The following is a 677-nucleotide window of genomic DNA, read 5'->3' as shown; positions in this document are numbered from 1 at the left end:
GTCTTTTGCAGCAGGGCACTGATGATGTTCGAACTGCCCATCACCTCGACTTCCAGTTCGACATTCGGATGGCTCTCATGGAAGTCCGCCAGGAACTTATCGTAGTGCGCGGACTGGATACCGCTGATGGTCAGGATCCGCACCTTGCCGACCACGTCATCGTGAGGACTCTCGATCACCGGCCCCAGGCGCGAAATATCACCATAGACATCGGCCGCGATACGCAGCACTTCTTCACCGGTTTCGGTGAGGTCGAAACGCCGGCCGCTGCGGACAATCAGCACGCAGTCGAGTTGCTCTTCAAGACGCTTGAGCGCCTGGCTCACCGCCGATTGTGTGATGTGCAGGCGTGCAGCAGCGCGGCTCATGCTGCCTTCCTGGGCGATCACCAGATAGGTGCGCAACAGGTTCCAGTCGAGCCGGTCATTGAGAAAGCGGCGGCTGGATTGGGAGAGGGGGGAGGGCATAAGGAATCCTGCTATTAGTCAGGCTAATAGTTAGGTTAAGAATTTGAAAATTGACTAATCCTAGCCCGGCCGCGATAAAGCTCACAAGCACACCGTGCTGTTGATACCCGGCGTCTGCGCTTTGCCCGTTCAAGGGCAGCCCGCTCGCCATCACACACAAAAAGAGGTGATTTGGTGAATAAGCCCGAGCACATGAACACCATTGAATGG

1 protein-coding gene is annotated in these 677 nt (G+C 56.4%); it reads right to left on the bottom strand.

The genetic code is table 11. From position 1 onward, the window contains the following. On the bottom strand, positions 1-467 hold a 467-nt coding region (locus AC1DH9_RS30290), incomplete at its 3' end, for a LysR family transcriptional regulator (RefSeq protein WP_477809473.1). Positions 468-677: the final 210 nt, after the last annotated feature.

The sequence above is a fragment of the Pseudomonas sp. 05T35 genome (genome assembly GCF_056396605.1).
This window is presented reverse-complemented; position numbering and strand designations above follow the sequence as displayed.